A 248-nucleotide genomic window follows, 5' to 3' on the forward strand; every position below is an offset into this window, starting at 1 on the left:
CTGCGCATCCAAAATCCATAGCAGCTATTATTCTACTTATCTCGATGACATTGTTTATGACGCTCAATGTCAATGGCTATTGGGACTTTGCGCTACCGTTACGCGGCAAAAAACTGCTGGCACTAATGGTGGTTGGCTATGCGATTGGCGTGTCGACGTTACTATTTCAGACGTTGACTCATAATCCAATTCTAACGCCCTCCCTACTCGGGTTTGATTCACTCTATGTCCTGTTGCAGAGCTTGCTG

Annotated in this window: 1 protein-coding gene; it reads left to right on the forward strand. The window is 46.0% G+C overall.

Going from position 1 to position 248, the window contains the following annotated elements; all coding sequences use genetic code 11:
- On the forward strand, nucleotides 1–248 hold a 248-nt coding region (locus SB772_RS44150; RefSeq protein ID WP_410839041.1), incomplete at both ends, for an iron chelate uptake ABC transporter family permease subunit.

The organism is Paraburkholderia sp. SIMBA_030 (genome assembly GCF_046535245.1).
Taxonomy (GTDB): domain Bacteria; phylum Pseudomonadota; class Gammaproteobacteria; order Burkholderiales; family Burkholderiaceae; genus Paraburkholderia.